Source organism: Pseudomonas sp. FSL R10-2964 (assembly GCF_009600035.1).
Classification (GTDB): Bacteria; Pseudomonadota; Gammaproteobacteria; order Pseudomonadales; family Pseudomonadaceae; genus Aquipseudomonas; species Aquipseudomonas bubulae.
On record NZ_WIWH01000006.1, the window covers coordinates 56,609 to 72,313 of the forward strand.

The window sequence follows — 15,705 nt, forward strand, 5'->3', positions numbered from 1 at the left end:
CGTGAGTTCATTGCGTACCCACCCTGCCTGGTAGCGACTGAATATCCCGCTCCGACTCAATGAATCCGGTGCTTTTAACATCGCCGTCCATTGCGTTGATGAACATCACTTCGACCTTGGCTGAGTCGACCAATACTTTGCCGACCTCAGCGATCGCCTTGGCCCGATCAATATCCATTGGTTTGTCTGGATCCTGGAGAGCCTCAAGAGTGGCGAACAGATGGTTTCGCAGGTCAGTCATTTTGTTTTTCATCGGATGCCTCGCTGATAGCTCTCTTGAGCTTGTTGAGTTGGCGGATTGTGTCTTTTAGTTCTGGAGGAAATCGGTGGATGGTGTTGCGGCGCATACGTTCAGCGCGGGTGATCAGCTCTAGGTTGGCGAGCTCGATGTTCTGTTTGTTTCCATCGCGAAAGCACAGGCAGTGCCCGGCAGGTACCGGGTCGTAGTGCTCCTCCCAGAGCAGCGCGTGAACAGCAACCCAATCTCGTGGTGGGTAGCCGGTATCAGTTACTTTCCTTTGCTGATACCCCTCTTTACTGAGACGAAGACTACCGATAGGCAGCCAGTTGCGAGGCTTCGATCCTTTCTTGAATTGGGTCTCTGGCATGCGCCCCGTCGATGGCAATCCTTTAGTCCCTGTGTTCCAGGGCTTCTGCCCTTTTTGGAAACGAAACTCCACGCCCGGGTTGTTTTCTCGGCGAAGGCGACAGGCGTGCTCGCTGGCCATATACGCTTCGCTGCGCTTGAGGCCCATGCTCGCGGCCTTTCCGTAAATGGCATGATTCGGACGGCCAAATATTTCGATTAATTCTGGCATAGGGGTATTCCCGTACAGCTCGGCGAAGCGCTGTTCATCGTTTGGCGTCCAGAATTTTCGGGTCGGTGCTTTGCTGCTTGCACCTGGTGAAAGAATCCCCTTAGCCCTAGCTAGGGCTTGTTCAGCGATTAGGTTCATTGGGATGTCTCGCTATGTGCCAGGCTTCAAACTAAACTCTCGCTCCTACTCAATGGGGTGAGCTGATGAAGTTGAAGTCGGAAGTTATTGGAGGGGTTGTAACGGGGCTGTATCTGCTGTTGATAGCAGCGCTGGTTTACTGGAAGTGGGATACCGTACCGAAACTAGAGTTGAATGAACTCGGGGATTTTCTAGCAGGTGTGTTTGGGCCTATTGCTTTTTTATGGTTGATACTGGGTTACTTACAGCAGGGGCGGGAGCTAAGGTTAAGCTCTGAAGCACTGCATTTGCAGGCGAAAGAGCTTGAGAACTCGGTCGCACAACAGGCACATTTGGTAAGCGTAGGAAGAGAACAGATTACTGCTCAGACTGAGGCTCTAAACCAAGCCAGACGGCAGTACGAACAAAGCATGAATGCTCGTTTTGTTTTTTATCCGGGCCCATACATAGTTTCAAATACGCAAGTTACTAATACGTTCGAGATTAGCAATGTTGGGGCTGATGCTTTCGATGTTATGTTCTTATCGGGCCTGCGAGAAATAAATTTCCGCAGAGATTTTGAAGTGTTGAGAGAAGGGCAGGCTGTAAGTGTAAAGTTGAATTTTGAACTCTTTGCCGAGGACTGTCATGGGGCTCTTCATTGTTTCTATAAGACTCGCGATGGCAGAAGAATTTCTTTCGATATGGATTTGTCCTTAATAGCGGACACTCGCATGGCAACCATAGCGCCCGCAGTAAAGGTAGAGGATCTTTGAGTACAAGAAGTTATTCAACAGGCGGATTCATGGCGAAGTAAACCCGCGCGCAAGCCTCTGTATCAGGCCGCGCACGGTGGCCACCAACCAGCTCTTCGCCGGTGAAGTGACGCAGCGCCTCGGCCACGGTCGGAACCTTGAACTGTCGCCCAAAGCCCGCGGCGATCATCTTGGCGGTCGGCGGGCACTGCACCAGGTTCTTGCTGTTCTGGCAGGTGCAGTAACCCGGGGTGGTTTTGAATGCGTCGGCCGCTTCTTTGCCCCGGTACCGCGACAGTGCAATGCGCATGATCCGGTCGTCAAAGCTGATGTTGTGGGCCACCCGCAGGCCCGCACGGTCATGAATGGCCATGAAACCATCCAGCGCTTCCGACTCAGGGATACCCAGGTCCATCGCCATTTCGTTGGTGATGCCGTGGATCGCCGTCACTTCGGCAGGGATCACCCAGCCATCCGGACGAACCATCGCTTCGAAGGAATCGACCAGAGTGCCGTCGGCGTTGAAGGCAAGAATGCAAATGTCCACCAGGTGCGGCTGACGTGGATCGTCGCTTGGATCGCGGAACAGCGGCAGACCGGTGGTTTCAGTGTCGTAAGGGGTGATCAGGTTCATGGGGCATTTCCTATAGGCAAAAAGAAGGCGCCGTGTTGGCGCCTGGTGTTGTGGCGGGAGAGTCAGACGACGTCTTCCAGCGCGGCGATGACCTTGAAGCTGTGGTCAAACGCCGATTCACCCTCGGTTTCGATCTCGACCACTTTGTCATCGAGCAGCCGCAGCAGCAGGGTGGCGGTCTTGTCGCTATCGATGGCCAGTCGGCTTTGCACCCAGTGACCCTTGAACGGCTTGTTGTTGGACTTGAGCACGATCAACTGCTTGGCATCGTCGTAGGTGAACTCACCGAACTCTTTGTCCAGGTCGGCGCCGCTAGCACCATCGGTGCGCTCGGCCAGTTCAGTGGCGCTGCCAAGTGGGTGTCCACCGTCCGGTTCGCCCGATCCTGTCGCCCTGTGTTCGAACAGGCTGCCGGTCAGGTCGCTGACGTGCAGCGGCATTTCGCGCTGATCACGCTCAGCCTGGAGGCTGTCTAGGCCTTCGGCGTAATCGTTTGGAGCCAAGACCAGCAAACACAGCTTGCCGGCAACATCGATAAGTCCATGACGATTCGGATCTTGAGCATCAATGGTCGCGGTGACCGTGATGCTCTTGGCCTTGAACTTGGCGTCTGCCACCGTCAGCGGGATGGTGTCGACGCTACGCGAAGAAATGATGCCGACAGCCGTATAAACCGCTGTAGTGACTTTCTCGGTGGCGCGGTCGGTGACTTCCTGGCGCTGGCCTTCGTTCAGCTTGCTGAACGGTGCCGCGATGTTCTGCCATTCGAACATTGCAGCTTCGACCAGGTCGCGCACCAGCAGCTCATGAGCCAGCACCGAAGGCATTACGCCGTGCATCTTGGCGCGCTCGATGGCTTCCATGTGTTCAATTTTCATAAGGATCCTCAGTGCTTGGCGATGCGCTCAAGCTTCGATTGTTGAGCCGGGCTCAGGTTGGTATGGGCGCCGTAACGCTTGAAGCTGGCGCGCATGCTTTCGACGAACTCCAACTCCCAGGTCCCGCTGGCGTGAAGCTCGGCGGAGACCAGGATGCCGGTGAACTCCTCAACACTGTCGTAGATGTCGAGGATGGATTGGACAGCCATGATCAGGCTGCGACCTGGTTGGCCTGTACTGCCTGGATGTGGTGGACCAGGGCGACGCAGATGCGTGGGAAGTCACTGGCGCGATAAAGCTGGGCGCCTTGCTTGCGTTCCACCGCTTCGAACCCCAAAGAGCGCAGGAACTCGGCGGACAATGTGAAGCCCAGGCGAGTGCTGATATCGCCAAGCTTGATGCGCTGACCATCATCGACGGGCTGCTGAGCTGCTGCAGTCGTCTTGATCGGAGTGGCGGCGACCAGCTCCGGCTGTTGCGGGGCTTTCACTGGCTGTTCAACAACCGGTTCAGCGGCCTTCTGTCGCTGTTGGGCTGCGAGCTGCTGCGCCTTTTCCTCTTCCTGGCGCTTGAGCTCCGCCTGCTGCAGTTCGTGCTCGTTGATCCGGACCTTGATCAGCGCCACCAGGTCATCGTTGGCCTTGAGCACCAGTTCCTGCGCATCGTGAAACAGGAAACCGTGCTTGATGGCCAGTTCGTTCAGGCTTTTCAGGTTCGCTCGAATCAGGTCAGCAATGCGGCTGGCCTCGATCTTGGCGCGGGCCAGCTCGGCGTCGGCGGCTTCCTTAAGGCTGTCGATGGTGCGCTTGCCCTTGATGGCGCCTGCGAAATCCGCCGGCACTCTCGGCATCCGGATCCGACTGTTCAGCGTCTCGTTGATCTGGTCGATGTGCGCCTGCAAGGCCTTCGCGGCATCCATGACCATATCGCTACGGATTATGTCCTTGCGCGCTTTGATCAGCTTTTCCAGCTCGAGGCGCTTGCGTCGAGTCTCTGCTGTGATGTCGTCGATGGCCTTGAACAGCACGTCGATGCTTTCGGTTTGGCTCAGTGCGTGCTCTTTAGCTGCCTTCAACTTGTCTTCAACCTCGCCGCACCACTTCACAGTGGCGTCCGCATCGGCGAAGTCCTTGTCGGTCGACAGATCGGTGTTGATATCGCCAATTACAGCCAGGGCGTGGGACTTGAACGCGTCCAAGTTGCTGGCAGTAACCATGCCGGTTACGTCGATTCGCAGCGCCGGCAGTTGATCGGGGGCGGCGCCAATCGCCTCGACCTTGGCTTCCTTGACCACAAATTCGCCAAGGTCCTGCTCGAACTGGGCCCAGCCAGCGAGCAGTTGCTCACGACGACCGGCAACCGGGCTGTATTCCAGGTGCGCGAACCTGTCTTTGGTGCCGTCCGAACAGACGAAAATCACGCGTTCGGCGCCACTCACCAGCAGCTGCTGTTCCAACTGCCAGTAGTAGTGGGGATCCAGCGCGCCGGCGCGGATCTGCGTGACGACCTTCTCGTTCCACAGCTTGTGCTCAAACAGTACGTCACCCAGCATCGTGGCGCCGTCCATGGAGGCCAGCAGGTTGCCGCTGGTACCGACGATGGGGTAAAGCTCCTCGCCGATCATTTCCTCGACCAAGGGGCGCGCCATTTCCTCAGTGGCGTGGCCGCGGTCAAATGCGGCCTGTTGCTGCGGGTTGACGTCCGGAACAATGCCGGTTTTCTTCATGGTCAGCAGATCGTTGCGGGTCTGGAACTTCGAAGCGCCCATCATCGCGGGCGCCTCCGAAGCGGTGAAATAGCTGGAACGAAGGGCATGCCACTCGGGCGTGCCTTGCTGAACGTTATGCACTTTCATCGGTGGCTTCTCCTTCGATAGGGGTAAGGGCGCGGATGCGCTCTTCTTGCTCAGGGGTAACGACGTATTTACTGGTGAGGTTCGCCAGCAGGTGTTCGGGGCTTGTGCGGTTCTGCGCGATCATCCCGCGCCATTTCTCCGCGTTTTCCTCCAGCTTGCTGTCGGGATAGGCCGGCAGCACCTTCGGCTCTTCGGCTTTACGGGCGTGGGTCTGGTTGAGCTCGCGCTCGGTTGGGATGTCCTGGACTTCCTCGGCCATCGGCATGCCGCGTAGCACGTCGGGGAATACGTCTCGCAGGGCAAAGGACCGGGCGCGCATCTGGCGCATCCGTTTCGGGTACTGCGCCCAGGGGCCTTGCTTGCCCTTGAGGCCGGCCTGCTGGGCATCGTTCATGCTGAACGTGCGGGTCTGCTCGTCCTCTCCGACACGCTTCACCCGGCAGGAAGCCGTCTCGCCGTCGTCGGTCTCGTATACGTACTCACACAGCGGCGAGCTGCGGACCAGAGCTATTACCGCGTCACCCCAGAGCGATGGGCGCCCGTTGATGACCGCGATGCTTTGCATGGCCTGCATGGGCTGCAAGCCCAGTTCCATACCCCACTGCACGGCCACCAGGATGTTGGCGGGCTTTTTCTGAAAGTCCTTCGGGACAATGTCGGAGTTCGCGAGGTAGTCGGCGAACTTCAATGCCTCGTCGAGGTTTTGCGGTGCCAGGCTGAACGTGGGCTTGATGGCTAATTCGGACACAAGAGTTTCCTTGCCGCGACGTGCGCAGCATTGAAAAGGGGAGGGGTTATTGGGTGATCCGATCAGCGAATGCGCTGAGCAGCATCAGGACGGTGAAGATGGCGAGGGCAGGGAATGAACCGCGCCACAGCAGATAGCGGCGCTGGCGTTGGCGATTGGTCATAACAACCTCGCAATCAACATGCCGCGCCGAACTTCAATGCGAAGTGGACGGGGCAATTCACTGACCAGAAAAAAGCCCTGTCGATGCAGGGCTTGAACAAGTTGGGCGGACGTTCGACAGAGGATGGTCATGCGCTGAGCCCCTCGAGCTTGGCCAGCAGGTCTTGATGCTGGCGCTCAATAATCCGGTTCTGCCGAGCCACGTAGTGGGAGTACTCACTGATATCAATCGCACCCAGTGAGTGAGCCATTTCAATGGCCATACCCACCTCCGCGTGCAGTTGTGCCGAGGTGCTGCCTGCAATCAGCTGATCAATCCGAGAGTCGATCATCCCAACTGCGATGCTGTGATAACGGCTCATGCTGCCCACCGTTGCCGCTGCGTGTGGCTGTCGATCTGACGCCAAAGCTCGGCCTCGACCTGCTTTTCGTACAGTTGGCCAGCCTGGTAGCACTCGTAACCAGGTACATCCATCGGCACGCCGTCATCGTCGTAGGTGATGCCCGAGACAACAACGAACTCCAGTTCACGGCTGCTGAGGCAATCCCAGTCGCTGGCCCAGCTGCGTGGGTTGGGCGGGGTGTTCTCGCAGTTCGTAACCTCCACCTGGAGGACGAACCCTTCAACAATCACTTCATAAGTCATGGTCGCCTCCAAGGTGGCGGGTTGGTTACATCCGTCTGCCCACTCGGTGGAATGGACGGAGGTGATGCATTCAGCCTTCGCGGCTCATCTGTTCGTGACTGGCGTGCTCTGCGCTGCAGAACGGGAGGTTTTCGCTCATGGATGCCCGCTTGCCTCGACGGCTGTCGAAGCCAATGAAGTAGATGGTGCGGTAGATCGGCTTCTCTACCGCCTGATGGCAGCGAGCGCATTTCACGGTTGTGACTGTTTGTGCTTCGTTCATCGGTGCTTCTCCGGTTGTTTTCCCACTGCCACCGATCCAGTGGCAGAAGCGAAAAGCTCCGTTATTCATCTGCTGCCCTTGAGCGTGTATTCCGAGCGCGGTACGCCCATCGCCTTGCACGCCCCGTTCACTTCTGCCGCCGTAGAGCCCGAGGCGTACACGCGGCCAGAAAACTTGCTGATTGCTTGGTAGTGGTTCATTGCACTTCTCCGGTAGGTTTCCCAATGCACCCGGTTGCCCAGGTGCATCTGGTGAAAATTTCCGTATTGCGCACCGACTTACCGAGGTCTATACGGCGCATCAACGTGGGAGTCGCCCACCCTCGATGCGTCAAAGCCTTTCCCGACCGATGCTGTGTAGCGATTGGTTTTTAAAGAGCGGTGGCTTTCGCCGGGTTCTGCGCTGCACGCAGAACATAGGTTGCATTATGCGCAGATTGTTTTCTGCGTCAAGCGCAGATTATTTCATCGGGACGAAAAAAAGCCCGCTCGACGGCGGGCTCAGATTTCATAAGAGGTCTAGGTTTTTTTCTTTTCAGGGCAAGGTGGGTATGCCTTCATGAACGCGCGAAGGGCAATACCCGAGGCCTGGCGGTTCCATTCTTCAGGATTATTCCGCAAGTACTTGGCGACAATGGCTGCGTTTTGCCCCTGAGTGACATTGCTAGGAGCGCAGAACATAAAGCCTTGTCCAAATTCAGCCACTCCAGCGATATACCCCAAATACATGCCGCCAGACCAATTGGCTTGGGATGATTCATAGCTTTGTAGCCAATTCATTAAGTCGTTACCTGAATAAGACCAGGCAGAGCCGGATGTGCTTAATGCAGATGCAAGCACAACAAATTTCAAAATTTTCATGTTCATCCTTGGGGGGTCAAAGCCCTGTCATTTTGGCGTCGACAACTCGCCCGATGAAATGGCAGTTTCCATTGATCTCTATCGTTCGATAGTTCGGATTTAAGGGGCGAAGATACTTATGGCCAGCATCCTCAACGTACTGCTTGAAGGTCTGCTCGCCACTATCCAGAAGCCGTACGACATAATACTTGCCGCTGACTAAGTCTGATTCCGGCCTGATTAATATCCTGGACCCCTCTGGAAAGCTTGGGTTTCCAAAACAGGTCATCGAGTCACCTTTTACATCGAGCCAAAAACCATGATCACCGGCATTTTCGGTTGAGGAAATCCACTCGTCTGCGTCACCTGGCTGAAAATTCTCGGGGGATTCTGCCCACGATCCAGCAATAACCCAGCTAATCAGCGGGTACTCCTTAGGTGCTCTGTTTGGCTGTAAAGCCATCTGCACATTTGAATGCCCATCATCGAGCGGCTGGCTATGCCCGATAGTCATATCGAGAGCAGCCATGATCTTTTTCAGTAGCTCCTGACTCGCACCCTGCAAGCCACGCTCAAGGCGTGACAGGTTGCCCGTGTCGGTGTCGACCTGGTTGGCGAGAGCTTCTAGCGTCAAGCCCTTGGCTTTACGCGCTTTTCTAATGCTTTGTCCGATATCCATTCAGCAATTCTCGAGACTTACTGCGTTACACGCAAAGCGTCCAGCGCAGATTTGGCTTGCGTTAAATCTGCGTGCTGCGCAGAATGTTCCTTGAAATCAACTCAGGGCCTTGCCATGACTCCCTTAAAACAAGCGCGCACCTTGCGCCGCTGGACACTCGCCGAGGTTTCGGCGCGGCTTGCCCAGGTCGGCGAGACAGTCGATACCGGAAACCTTTCCCGGATTGAGCGGGGCGCTCAACGCGCATCAACATCCTTGGCCGAAAACTTGTGCCGGGTTTTCGATCACGAAATAACCGAAATTCACATCTTGTACCCGGAGCGCTTCAAGGGTTCCGCCGAAGTGGCGGCTTGATTATGTCGACGAGCCCATTGAACCAAGAGCAGACCGTAAGGGCTCGCAAGAACTACTCCGTTCTCATGCAGCGCCTTGCATCGATCGGTAACGGCCCCGTGGCGCTTGCAGTCGGTTGCGACGAGGCGACGATCAGCCGTATGAAGCCGGAGAAGTTCGAGCAGTTCGCTCAAATTCTGGCCGTGCTTGATTTGAAGATCGTTCCCGGTGAGATGCGTTGCTTCAATCAGCGGGATATTGAAGCGATCTTTCACCAGGCCAAGCGCTGGATGGAACACGTCCAGCACGTTGATCAACTCGAGGAGGACTGACTGTGCCTTCCTTCCAGATCAATGACGCAGAGTGGGGCGCCCTGGCTGATGAGCCAGCGGACGTGTTCAAGCTGTACTGCGCCATTCGCCGGTTTATGGATTACAGGACGGGCGTGTCTGGACAGAAGCGGCGACTGAGCGAACAAATGTTCCGCGAAGAGCTGTATATTGCCCCAACGCGTGGCCGTCATGAGTCTGGATCCCCTACTAGACAAAAGGTCAGATCGCTGGTTGATCGCCTGATCACCCTAGGTGCAATAACCCCTGTTGGACCCCTTGTTTACCAGCTGCCAAATGCAGATTGGGATGGTTCGTCCAAATCATCAGCAACCGATGAACAACCCGATCAGCAACCACATCAACAACCACAAGAAATACCGGAAAACATCAATGAACCCGGTGCTTTCGCCGACCCCGACCAAGGATCAACAACCGGATCAGAATCAGGCGAACCCCTGATCAACAACCTACCTCCGATATCCGTTAATCCTATTAAATTATTAGAGCGCGGGACTTACTTCCCGATGCCGCTCGAAGGCTGGGAGCCAGATCCCAAAACCTTCAAAGCCATTGCCTTCAAAAACCAGATCCCCGTCAGCGCGGCCACCCCTGAGCTGCTCGACGCGTTCTGCTCGTACTGGTTCGTCAGGCCAGAGAAAGAGCAGTCCCAGGCCCAGTGGGAATACCAGCTGGTCGCCTTCCTGAACACCCAAATCCAATTCGCCAAAGCCAGCGGGAGCACCGCCAATGGAAACGCTCGACCCGAAAACGCTGCCCAAAACCGTCAAGGCCAGGGTGCCAAGTCAGGCCAACGCAATGCTCGAAAAGGCTCATTGCCAGCTCCAGACCAGGTGCGAGCAGCCATTGCAGAGCGACAAGCCAGAGAAGCTGTCGCAGGCGTTGATGGACAACCTTTGGATCAAGATGAGCGAGATGTACGGCCACCGCTGGACGTCGAATTTCGGCGTATCTGCTGATCTGAGTCATTCGTGGGCCACGGTGCTCAAGGGCATCACTGGCAAGCAGATCGCTAACGGTTTGAATGCACTGGTGGACAAGGCGGATGAGTTCAGCTGGCCACCTCCGGCAAACGTTTTTCGCGCCATGTGCCTGCAAGTACCTGGACTGCCATCCGAAGCGCAGGCATGGGACGAAGCCCGCTCAGGCAAGTACAGCCACAAGGCCGTGAAGATTGCTGCCGAGGCAACCAGCACGTTTGACTTGCACTCAGGCAGGAGCAACGACAAGGCGCTCAAGCAACGCTTTGAAAGGAACTACGCCATCGTCATGCGCCGTGCACAGACCGGCCAGCCGCTGGAAGGGCGCATCGCCCACGGTATTGGCAACGACAGCAGCCGGCCACGTGAACAGATCCAGCTCGAGCACTCCCGAAAGGAAGCCGAAGCGCTGGTCATCGCCCAGGGCATCCCATCAAACGGCCAATCCGCCAGGGCAATGCTGCTGGCCAAGCTCAATATCCGGAGAGACACGCATGTCTGACCTGAAACCTGTTTTGTTCGTTGTACCAGGTGAAGCCGTGGGGAAGGGCAGGCCGCGTGTCAGCACCATCGGTGGCCACGCTCGCATGTTCACGCCGCAGAAAACGGCCAACTACGAAACATTGATCGCAATGGCAGCACAGCAAGCCATGGCAGGGCGCGAACTGATTGGGGGCCCCGTACTGGTTGAAATGAAAATTCTGGTTTCCGTCGCTGCGTCCTGGTCGAAGAAGAAAACGGCCGAAGCACTGGCGGGTGATGTGATGCCAACCAAGAAACCAGACGCTGACAACGTGCTCAAGGCCATCTGTGACGGCATCAACGGCATCGTTTTCAAAGACGACGTGCAGGTGGTCAATGTGTCGCTGAGCAAGCGTTTCAGCGAAACACCGGGCGTGTCAGTGCGTGTTGTCCCTCTTGTGGGGAAATCATCATGAACCTGCCAACCCTGATCTGGACCACGCACAAGCTTGCTGATGGCTGGGTGCTGCTTTGCGTTGACGCAAGCCTTGAACTGCCGGGAGAGCCAGAGGCTTTGCTTGGGTACCGCCGTGCTGTGCATCCCTTCCACTTTGACGAGTCAAATGATCCGGTTATGGATTTCAAGCGGGTTATATCCGAAATGACTTACGTGATGGGCAGGGGGCTTGGGGTGGAGGTTCATACCTTGTCTGCCTCGCGTGCGCGCGCGTTTGGTGCTTGTGATGAAGCCCCCAGTGCTTGAGCAGATGCCCCTGTTTGCAGAGCCAGCTCGCGTATCGATCGCGCAGCATGTTCTGCACACGCCTGCGCCTGTCCGCTCAGGGCCAAAGCGCATCGACTGGTTCCGGGTCATCACGGAGGTGTTGCGCGGCGGGCACTCGATCCAGAGCGCCGCAGACGCCATCGATGTGGCCCGCACAACGCTCATTGGCTGGAAGCAGGGCGCCGAGCCGCGCTACAGCGAAGGCGAACGTTTGGTACTGCTCTGGTGCCAGATATCAGGCGAAAGCCGCGACAAACTGCCCATGGTCGCTGCAAGCGATTGGTGGGCTTATCACTCCAAACCCTGAGGAAATACCAATGCTTACCGAAGACAACGAACGCCGCGCCATTGAGCTGACTGACGCCGCTGGCCGGGCCCACAACAACAGCCTGCCCGAGCTGGCCTTGAAGCTGAGCAAGCAGGCCGAAAAGCTGCTGGGCGGTGGCCAGACCTTTGAGGAGTGGGCCCAAGAAGTAGGTGGCTTCAACCTTGAAACCTACCAAGGCCAGTACGTCAGCAAAACTACTCAGGTGTTCCAGGACTGCTGGAACGCTTCGAAATAGTCAGGATTCCGACACCCCGCCCCGATGATCCTTGCCTTCATCGCAGCCCAGCCACCGCGCTGGGCTTTTTTTTGACCCTGGAGGCAACCCATGAGCGCCCCAATCAGGAGCAACAGCATGGCCAACCCTGCGCCGGAAAGCATCGTTGAGGCAGTCGGCGCATCAGTCGCCAGTAAAGGAATGCTCACGGGGGGCGCTGTCGGCCTGGTGGGTTTCTTCTCCCAAGTCAATTGGATCGGTGTGTCAGGCGTTGCCATTGCGGTGCTGGGCTTGCTTATCAACCTGTACTTCCAGGTGCGCAAGGACCGCCGCGAACACGACGAGAGCGCTGCCCGGATCCAGGCCTTGCGCGATCAGTGCCAGAGATGAGTGCCCGCCAGCGTGTGTCCGTCGGGCTATTGACCGTGAGCCTTGCCGGTTTCGGGGCTTGGAAGGCCAGCGAGGGGTTCACTGATACCGTCGTCATCCCCACCAAAGGCGACGTGCCGACCATAGGCCACGGCTCGACACGCTACGAGGATGGCAAGCCCGTGAAGATGGGCGACACCATCACCCGTCCGCGCGCCGAGCTACTGGCTCGCAACCTGATGACCCAAGACGAGAGGCAGTTCGCTGCGTCATTGCCGGGCGTGAAGCTGCACCAGGTGGAGTTCGATGTGTACATGGACTTCACCGGGCAGTACGGCATTGGCAACTGGCGTTCGTCATCGATGCGCCGGGACCTGATCGCAGGTGAGTACTCCCAGGCATGCACCGATCTGCTCAAGTATCGCTATGCCGCTGGTTTCGACTGCTCCACGCCGGGCAACAAGCGGTGCTGGGGCGTCTGGTCTCGCCAGCTCGAGCGCAACGCCAAGTGCAAGGCAGCCCAATGAAGACTCTTGCAGGTATCTGCGCCGCGCTCGTCATTGGCCTGCTGCTGGCGTTGTGGCGTCTCGACCATGTCAGCGCCAGCCTAACCATCGCAACGAGCCGTGTAGGCGTGCTGGAAGGCGAAGCCAAGGCATACGAGCAGGCCATCACCGTCCGTGACTCAATCGACCGCCAGTATCAGGAGGCAATTCGCAATGCCGAAGATTCGAAACCTCAGCTTGTTGCTGACCTCAACTCTGGCGCTCGCGTCGTGTACGTCCGCGCCGCCTGTGTGCCCGCCAATCCCAACGCCACCGGCAGCACTGATGCAGCCACCCCCCAACTTGCAGCTGATGCTCGACAGGATTATGCCGACCTCGTTGCCGCCAACAGCAAAGTGACTGCCCAGGTGGCAGGGCTGCAGCAGTTCATCATCACCAGCTGCACGCGCAGCGTCTCGCAATAGTCGGGAAACCGACAGCTCACCTCTCCGATGCTGGCCTTCGTTGATCACAACCATCACCGAGGCCTCCAGCATGTCAGCACCAGACCTTACCCCGCAGATGCCGGGTGAACCGCTCTCAACCATTGCGCCCGATACCAGCACCGGCGCCATCACTCAAATCCCAGCCGCACCCACGTACACCGCCAAGCACAACGGTGGCGGGCGCTGGAAGGTATGGCTAACACCAGCCGAAGGCGATGCCGACTGGTTCAGTGACTTCATGGCCGCAGGTGATGGTGCCAAAGCTCAGGCCGAGGCCGAAGCCCTGCGTCTGACCGAGGGTGGCGAGCCCCTGGTACTAGATCCGCAGCACCTCAACGAGGCCACAACTCAGGCCCGCCCCGATACCAGCACCGGCGCCATCGACGCCACCACCCTGAAACAGCCAGTCATGACCAGTGAAGGCTGGTTGTGCCCTGAGCCAGCAGTTAAGGGTTAAGGCCATGGGAAGCAAGCCAAGCAAGCCGAAAGTGGTTGATGTGCCTGATCCAGCAGTTGAGGCCCAAAAAGCCGCTGATACGGCTGCGCAGAAGGCCAACGAAGAAACCGCCACCCGCAAGAAGCGCAAGGCCGAGAGCAGCTTGCTGTCGTCCGCTGGCGCCGGTGGCAGCGTCCTTGAGCAAGGTAAGAGAACCCTCGGATCATGACAGCCGACCAGATCGCCAAAACGCTGAGCACCTTGAAGTCTCTCCGCTCGCCGCATGAGTCGGTCTGGCGCGATTGCTTCGACCACAGCTACCCGATTCGTGGGAGCGGGTTTTGTACTGAACAGATCACGGCCATGGAGGCGCAGATGCGCAAGGCCAGGATGATCGATGGCACCACCACAGACGCGGCGCGGATCCTGTCGTCCGGGATCATGTCGGGCCTGACCCCGGCCAACTCCCTGTGGTTCGGCATGGACGTCGGGCAGGAGAGCGAAGACGAACGTCGCTGGCTGGACGACTCCGCCGACATTCTCTGGCAGAACATCCACGCATCCAACTTCGACGCTGCCGCCTTTGAGGGGCTGATTGACGTTGTGTGCGCCGGTTGGTTTGCCTTGTACATCGACCAGGACATGGAGAAGGGCGGTTTCACCTTCGATCTGTGGCCAATTGCGAGCGTGTACTGCTCGGCATCCAAGGCTGGCGGCAAGATCGATACGGTTTATCGAGAGTACAAGCTCACGGCTGAGCAGGCGGTCAATGAGTTCGGGGAACATAACCTCAGCGAGAGCACCCGCAAGCTGGCCAAGGACAAGCCTCAGGAAATGGTGCGCTTCGTTCATGCGATCTATCCGCGTACCACGCACATGGTCGGGGCCAGGCTGGCCAAGAACATGCCCATTGCATCCTGCAAGGTCGAGGTAGAAGCCAGGAAGCTGGTCAGCGAGTCGGGCTACCACGAAATGCCGGTGGTTGTTCCGCGCTGGATGATGATCCCTGACAGCGTTTACGCCGTTGGCCCGGTGTTCGATGCGCTGCCAGATTCACGCACCCTCAACGAGCTTTGCCGCATGGACTTGGCGGCTGGTGATCTGGCCATCGCAGGCATGTGGATTGCCGAAGACGATGGCGTGCTGAACCCACGCACGGTCAAGGTCGGGCCGCGCAAGATCATTGTGGCCAACTCAGTGGACAGCATGAAGCCGCTGCAGAGCGGATCGAACTTTCAATATGCCGAGACCAAGATCGCACGCCTCCAAGGCTCTATCCGCAAGATCCTGATGGCCGATCAGCTCCAGGCACAGGACGGTCCGGCGATGACAGCCACCGAGGTGCACGTCCGTGTGAACTTGATTCGTCAGCTGCTCGGTCCGGTGTACGGCCGCCTGCAGACCGAATACCTGCAACCCATGATCGAGCGTTGTTTCGGCCTGGCTTACCGCGCGGGGATTCTCGGCGCGGCGCCCGAGTCACTGGCGGGGCGCAACTTCACCGTGCGCTATCTGTCGCCGCTGGCCAGGTCTCAGAAGCTCGAGGAGGTCACTGCCATTGACCAGTTCGTTGCCGGTGCTGCAGCGCTTGTCGCGGTCGATCCCACCGTTATGGACAACATCGATATGGACGAGGCGCAGCGCTTCAAGGGTGAAGCCTTGGGCGTTCCGTCCGCTGTCATCCGGAGCAAGGCCGACCGGGACAAGATTCGTGAGGATCGAGCCCAAGCCCTGCAGGCGCAGCAGGAGCAGGCACAGCAACAAGTGATGCAGCAGCAGGCCGGTGAGGCCGCACTCAAACAACAGGGAGCCGCAGCATGAGCATGACCCCGGAACAAGTCGACGACATGTTCAAACGCGTTTTCGAAGATCACAACGAAGGCCGGATTGTGCTTGAGCTGTTGATCCAACGCTTTGCCAAGAACGCCTGCACCGTCGGCGGCATCGATGCCGTTCTCACCACTTACAAGCAGGCCGGGGCCCGCGAGGTCCTGGATCACGTTGTACTCCGTATCAACCGTGCCAACGGCGTTCAAGAAGACGCTAACGACCAAGAGGGTTAACG

At 57.7% G+C, this 15,705-nt stretch carries 29 protein-coding genes; 16 read left to right on the forward strand and 13 right to left on the reverse strand.

Annotated elements, in window-relative coordinates:
- Positions 1-7 precede the first annotated feature (7 nt).
- Together GHN92_RS04835 and GHN92_RS04840 are read right to left on the reverse strand one after the other, a co-directional pair.
- Positions 8-253 (reverse strand): hypothetical protein, encoded by a 246-nt coding sequence (locus GHN92_RS04835; RefSeq protein ID WP_153379479.1) that lies wholly within the window; start codon positions 251-253, stop codon positions 8-10.
- Positions 234-956, reverse strand: coding sequence for an HNH endonuclease signature motif containing protein (locus GHN92_RS04840; RefSeq protein ID WP_153379481.1), 723 nt, complete (start codon positions 954-956; stop codon positions 234-236). Before GHN92_RS04840 ends, GHN92_RS04835 begins: the two co-directional genes overlap by 20 nt.
- Positions 957-1,021: 65 nt before the next feature.
- Between GHN92_RS04840 and GHN92_RS04845 the strand changes: the two genes are divergently transcribed.
- Positions 1,022-1,711 (forward strand): hypothetical protein, encoded by a 690-nt coding sequence (locus GHN92_RS04845; RefSeq protein WP_153379483.1) that lies wholly within the window; start codon positions 1,022-1,024, stop codon positions 1,709-1,711.
- A 10-nt stretch (positions 1,712-1,721) separates the two neighbouring features.
- Here GHN92_RS04845 and GHN92_RS04850 read toward each other — a convergent pair whose 3' ends face one another.
- From GHN92_RS04850 to GHN92_RS04895, 11 genes are all read right to left on the reverse strand, one after another.
- Complete coding sequence (locus GHN92_RS04850; protein WP_153379485.1) at positions 1,722-2,324, reverse strand: 3'-5' exonuclease; 603 nt, start codon at positions 2,322-2,324, stop codon at positions 1,722-1,724.
- A gap of 62 nt (positions 2,325-2,386) precedes the next feature.
- Positions 2,387-3,202 (reverse strand): DNA translocase FtsK, encoded by an 816-nt coding sequence (locus GHN92_RS04855; RefSeq protein WP_153379487.1) that lies wholly within the window; start codon positions 3,200-3,202, stop codon positions 2,387-2,389.
- Positions 3,203-3,210: 8 nt separating this feature from the next.
- Positions 3,211-3,411 (reverse strand): hypothetical protein, encoded by a 201-nt coding sequence (locus GHN92_RS04860; RefSeq protein WP_095009747.1) that lies wholly within the window; start codon positions 3,409-3,411, stop codon positions 3,211-3,213.
- Between the two features lie 2 nt (positions 3,412-3,413).
- On the reverse strand, positions 3,414-5,057 hold the full coding sequence (locus tag GHN92_RS04865; RefSeq protein WP_153379490.1) for a YqaJ viral recombinase family protein: 1,644 nt from the start codon (positions 5,055-5,057) through the stop codon (positions 3,414-3,416).
- Positions 5,044-5,805, reverse strand: a complete 762-nt coding sequence (locus GHN92_RS04870) for a recombinase RecT (RefSeq protein ID WP_094994163.1) — start codon at positions 5,803-5,805, stop codon at positions 5,044-5,046. Before GHN92_RS04870 ends, GHN92_RS04865 begins: the two co-directional genes overlap by 14 nt.
- A gap of 290 nt (positions 5,806-6,095) precedes the next feature.
- Positions 6,096-6,329, reverse strand: a complete 234-nt coding sequence (locus GHN92_RS04875; RefSeq protein WP_153379491.1) for a hypothetical protein — start codon at positions 6,327-6,329, stop codon at positions 6,096-6,098.
- Positions 6,326-6,613: a hypothetical protein gene (locus GHN92_RS04880; protein WP_153379493.1), complete on the reverse strand. Its 288-nt coding sequence runs from the start codon at positions 6,611-6,613 to the stop codon at positions 6,326-6,328. Before GHN92_RS04880 ends, GHN92_RS04875 begins: the two co-directional genes overlap by 4 nt.
- A 70-nt stretch (positions 6,614-6,683) precedes the next feature.
- Entirely contained in the window at positions 6,684-6,875 is a 192-nt protein-coding gene (locus tag GHN92_RS04885) for a hypothetical protein (protein ID WP_097192795.1), read from the reverse strand.
- Between the two features lie 65 nt (positions 6,876-6,940).
- Positions 6,941-7,075, reverse strand: coding sequence for a hypothetical protein (locus tag GHN92_RS24115; RefSeq protein ID WP_256666412.1), 135 nt, complete (start codon positions 7,073-7,075; stop codon positions 6,941-6,943).
- A 318-nt stretch (positions 7,076-7,393) separates the two neighbouring features.
- Positions 7,394-7,735 carry a Rap1a/Tai family immunity protein gene (locus GHN92_RS04890; protein WP_153379495.1) on the reverse strand — a complete coding sequence of 114 codons (342 nt, stop codon included), beginning with the start codon at positions 7,733-7,735 and terminating at the stop codon, positions 7,394-7,396.
- Positions 7,736-7,751: 16 nt separating this feature from the next.
- Entirely contained in the window at positions 7,752-8,393 is a 642-nt protein-coding gene (locus GHN92_RS04895) for an XRE family transcriptional regulator (protein ID WP_153379497.1), read from the reverse strand.
- 90 nt (positions 8,394-8,483) lie between these two features.
- Between GHN92_RS04895 and GHN92_RS04900 the strand changes: the two genes are divergently transcribed.
- From GHN92_RS04900 to GHN92_RS04970, 15 genes are all read left to right on the forward strand, one after another.
- On the forward strand, positions 8,484-8,747 hold the full coding sequence (locus GHN92_RS04900; RefSeq protein ID WP_256666413.1) for a helix-turn-helix domain-containing protein: 264 nt from the start codon (positions 8,484-8,486) through the stop codon (positions 8,745-8,747).
- A gap of 2 nt (positions 8,748-8,749) precedes the next feature.
- Complete coding sequence (locus tag GHN92_RS04905) at positions 8,750-9,058, forward strand: CII family transcriptional regulator (protein WP_095009759.1); 309 nt, start codon at positions 8,750-8,752, stop codon at positions 9,056-9,058.
- Between the two features lie 2 nt (positions 9,059-9,060).
- Positions 9,061-10,035 (forward strand): DnaT-like ssDNA-binding domain-containing protein, encoded by a 975-nt coding sequence (locus GHN92_RS24420; protein WP_178102598.1) that lies wholly within the window; start codon positions 9,061-9,063, stop codon positions 10,033-10,035.
- Positions 9,983-10,558 (forward strand): hypothetical protein, encoded by a 576-nt coding sequence (locus tag GHN92_RS04915; protein WP_178102599.1) that lies wholly within the window; start codon positions 9,983-9,985, stop codon positions 10,556-10,558. Before GHN92_RS24420 ends, GHN92_RS04915 begins: the two co-directional genes overlap by 53 nt.
- Positions 10,551-10,994 (forward strand): RusA family crossover junction endodeoxyribonuclease, encoded by a 444-nt coding sequence (locus GHN92_RS04920; protein ID WP_095018592.1) that lies wholly within the window; start codon positions 10,551-10,553, stop codon positions 10,992-10,994. The genes GHN92_RS04915 and GHN92_RS04920 overlap by 8 nt, the downstream gene beginning before the upstream one ends.
- Positions 10,991-11,281: a hypothetical protein gene (locus GHN92_RS04925; protein ID WP_095018593.1), complete on the forward strand. Its 291-nt coding sequence runs from the start codon at positions 10,991-10,993 to the stop codon at positions 11,279-11,281. Before GHN92_RS04920 ends, GHN92_RS04925 begins: the two co-directional genes overlap by 4 nt.
- Positions 11,262-11,609, forward strand: coding sequence for a hypothetical protein (locus GHN92_RS04930; protein WP_141232514.1), 348 nt, complete (start codon positions 11,262-11,264; stop codon positions 11,607-11,609). The genes GHN92_RS04925 and GHN92_RS04930 overlap by 20 nt, the downstream gene beginning before the upstream one ends.
- Positions 11,610-11,619: 10 nt before the next feature.
- Complete coding sequence (locus GHN92_RS04935; protein ID WP_095018595.1) at positions 11,620-11,865, forward strand: hypothetical protein; 246 nt, start codon at positions 11,620-11,622, stop codon at positions 11,863-11,865.
- Between the two features lie 90 nt (positions 11,866-11,955).
- On the forward strand, positions 11,956-12,234 hold the full coding sequence (locus tag GHN92_RS04940) for a holin (RefSeq protein WP_231740659.1): 279 nt from the start codon (positions 11,956-11,958) through the stop codon (positions 12,232-12,234).
- A complete protein-coding gene (locus tag GHN92_RS04945; protein WP_153379503.1) occupies positions 12,231-12,740 on the forward strand; it encodes a glycoside hydrolase family protein in 510 nt (169 codons plus the stop codon). The genes GHN92_RS04940 and GHN92_RS04945 overlap by 4 nt, the downstream gene beginning before the upstream one ends.
- The gene (locus GHN92_RS24010) at positions 12,737-13,183 is read left to right on the forward strand and encodes a lysis system i-spanin subunit Rz (protein ID WP_095018597.1); all 447 of its coding nucleotides are present in this window, start codon (positions 12,737-12,739) and stop codon (positions 13,181-13,183) included. The genes GHN92_RS04945 and GHN92_RS24010 overlap by 4 nt, the downstream gene beginning before the upstream one ends.
- A 70-nt stretch (positions 13,184-13,253) precedes the next feature.
- Positions 13,254-13,661 (forward strand): hypothetical protein, encoded by a 408-nt coding sequence (locus GHN92_RS04955; protein ID WP_141232516.1) that lies wholly within the window; start codon positions 13,254-13,256, stop codon positions 13,659-13,661.
- 4 nt (positions 13,662-13,665) lie between these two features.
- A complete protein-coding gene (locus GHN92_RS04960) occupies positions 13,666-13,869 on the forward strand; it encodes a hypothetical protein (protein ID WP_095018599.1) in 204 nt (67 codons plus the stop codon).
- Entirely contained in the window at positions 13,866-15,461 is a 1,596-nt protein-coding gene (locus tag GHN92_RS04965) for a portal protein (RefSeq protein WP_153379505.1), read from the forward strand. The genes GHN92_RS04960 and GHN92_RS04965 overlap by 4 nt, the downstream gene beginning before the upstream one ends.
- The gene (locus GHN92_RS04970) at positions 15,458-15,703 is read left to right on the forward strand and encodes a hypothetical protein (protein WP_218580725.1); all 246 of its coding nucleotides are present in this window, start codon (positions 15,458-15,460) and stop codon (positions 15,701-15,703) included. The genes GHN92_RS04965 and GHN92_RS04970 overlap by 4 nt, the downstream gene beginning before the upstream one ends.
- Positions 15,704-15,705 lie beyond the last annotated feature (2 nt).